We start from the raw sequence: 2,553 nt of genomic DNA, 5'->3' as shown, positions 1-2,553 counted from the left end.
TGACAAATCTGCCGTGAGCCGCACCAAATGATAATGATAGAATGATAGAGTGAGTGAATGATAGAATAAGCGTAAGCTGGCGAAAGCAATACTCTATCATTCACTCATTCAAAATTGACCCCATGAAAGTCTTCTCCGTTTGCTTCCTGGCTGCTGCCTTTTTCTGGCTTATGACGGCTCTGAACAAAGACGACTATTCCTTACGGCTGGACTACCCTATTCACTTCGACTACGACGAAGCGGAATACATTCCCGTCGAGCCTTTGCCTAAAACGGTTTCAATAAGTGTGTCCGGCAACGGTTGGAACTTGCTGCGCAAGTCATGGCTGAGTTTTGCTCAGCGACCTTTGGAATACAAAGTGACCAACCCGCTCAAGGCCAACTTCATCAACACCGTTTCCCTGTCTGATAAATTGGCTGAGCATTTTTCCGATGTGCAAGTCAACTATGTAGTGGCCGATACGTTGGAACTGGACTTTGAAAGAAAAGGTACTCGTATCATTCCCGTATGGGTGGACAGTGCGGCCATAAATATGCGGCCTGGCTATGTGATTTCCAGCCTAATAAATGTTTCTCCCTCCTTAATTTCGGTTGAAGGCCCGGCCTCGATGCTTCGAGCTTATCCTGACACGATCATCGTTCGCGTTCCTACGCGGAAAATTCAGAATAACTACGACGAAACCCTCCCACTCAACATTCCTGACGTGCGGACGGTGGACGTGAGTCACTCGACGGTTTTGGTAAGTTTCGAAGTAGCCAGGATATTGCGTGAGGTCCCGGTCTTGCAATGATGGACACGCTGCCGAAACCTTTACAAATTGGCGTTACGGGCGGTATCGGCTCCGGCAAGAGTATAGTCTGCCGGATTTTTTCCTGTTTGGGTATTCCGGTTTACGAGGCCGATGCCCGTGCCAAGTGGCTTACCAACAACGACCCTGACATCAAGACGGAAGTAATGACGTTGCTCGGTTCGGAGTCGTTCGCGGTTGACGGTAGTTATAATCGCAAGTATGTCGCCTCGCGGGTCTTTTCTGAACCGGATCTTTTACTAAAACTCAATCAGATTGTTCATCCCCGCGTCTTTGCCGACAGTAACCGTTGGCTGGAACGCCACGCGTCGCAGCCTTACGTGATTCGGGAAGCGGCCTTGATGAGCAGGGCGGGGGAGGGGAACACGCTGGATAAAGTGATCGTCGTCACCGCGCCTCTACAACTGAGAATTGACAGGATAAAAGCCCGCGACCCGCAGCGTACGGAAGCCGACATTTTGGCAATCGTGGGAAATCAGATTTCGGAAGAAGCCCGATCGAAATTGGCCGATTTTGTAGTAGATAATGGTGAGAACACTGCCGTAATCCCGCAGATTTTGTTTTTGCACAAAATTTTGCTCAGCCTGGCGGGCTAAAATCAAAATTCGATGTCTAATCCCAAAAGTTGCTGCAATTCCAGCAAATGCGGGTTCTTCTCGGCCATTACCGCGAATTTTTCCTTATCGGTATAGGCCACTTTCTTCATTTCCTGCTGGTTGACGGCGTAGTCGAGCGAAAGCTCGGGGGCATCGAGTCTTTGTCGAAAAAACTGAATCATTTCGTTTCGGATCGCCGCCACCGCCTCTTTTTGCAGTTCGTTATCTAGGGCAATGCGGATCGTTTGACCTTCCAGTTTGAATTCCCGACCAAAAATCAATTCTTCGGTGACTGAATCGCGCTCTACCTTTCTTTTTTTGGCAAACTCTCCCCATATCTCGTAAAGATTATCGTAAGTCAATGGTAATTTCTCGCGCTTTTCAGCGGGCGCTGCCTGAACGGGCGCTTCCACTACCTGTGTCGTCGCGACGGGAGCTTCGATTGCCGGAGCCACAATGTGCGCGGTACTGCGTAATTTGCTCTGAGAAGGGCGGTTGGGCGCAATGACGGGTGCCGCTGTACCGAAACCGGAACTCGCCGTCCCATTCTGAACCGTTGCCTTTGTTTCGTAAGCGGGAGGCTCCGATTCGGTGGTCAGGGCAATGCCTGACCCGGTTTCGGACTCAGCTTTTTTTTTTACCGTCTCGGTAGCTTCCCGGTCGGCCGGACCCCCGTTTGCTGGTAAAGCTTGCAACGACAGCAAATCGGGCAGTTTGGCCATTTTCATCAGGCATAATTCCACGTGTAGTCGCTGGTTCTTGGACGTCTTGTAGTTGATGTCGCACTGGCTGCCTACGCTCATGGCCGACAGCAGGAAACTCATGCCCGCCCGCTGCGACTGGTCGAGGTACTTGCTGCGGGCCACCTCCGACACTTCCAATAGCGAAATCGTTACCGGATCTTTGGTTACCAGCAGATTGCGTAAGTGTTCCAGCAAACCAATGATAAACAAATGTCCGTCAAAGCCCTTGCGGATAATTTCGTCGAACAACAGCAGTGTTTCAGAGATGCTGCCTTTCAGCAGCGCGTCCGTGATTTTGAAATAATAATCGTAATCCAGGATGTGCAAATTTTCCAGCACATCGGCGTACGAAAGCTCATTGTTGGGCGAGAAGGTCACGTTCAGGTCGAACATGGACAGAGCGTC

At 50.5% G+C, this 2,553-nt stretch carries 2 protein-coding genes and 1 pseudogene; 2 read left to right on the top strand and 1 reads right to left on the bottom strand.

Annotated features, from left to right (window positions below):
- The first annotated feature begins 122 nt into the window (after window positions 1-122).
- Together ACEW8P_RS00735 and coaE are read left to right on the top strand one after the other, a co-directional pair.
- On the top strand, window positions 123-791 hold the full coding sequence (locus ACEW8P_RS00735; RefSeq protein ID WP_373511197.1) for a hypothetical protein: 669 nt from the start codon (window positions 123-125) through the stop codon (window positions 789-791).
- Window positions 788-1,405: a dephospho-CoA kinase gene (gene coaE / locus ACEW8P_RS00730; protein WP_373511196.1), complete on the top strand. Its 618-nt coding sequence runs from the start codon at window positions 788-790 to the stop codon at window positions 1,403-1,405. The genes ACEW8P_RS00735 and coaE overlap by 4 nt, the downstream gene beginning before the upstream one ends.
- 2 nt (window positions 1,406-1,407) lie before the next feature.
- Here the strand turns inward: coaE and ACEW8P_RS00725 are convergent.
- Window positions 1,408-2,553, bottom strand: a pseudogene (locus ACEW8P_RS00725) (DNA polymerase III subunit gamma/tau); the annotation flags it as partial.

Source organism: Persicitalea sp., assembly GCF_041751555.1.
Taxonomy (GTDB): domain Bacteria; phylum Bacteroidota; class Bacteroidia; order Cytophagales; family Spirosomataceae; genus Persicitalea.
The sequence above is the reverse complement of the archived record's forward strand: the minus strand, read 5'-3'. Positions and strand labels throughout refer to the sequence as shown.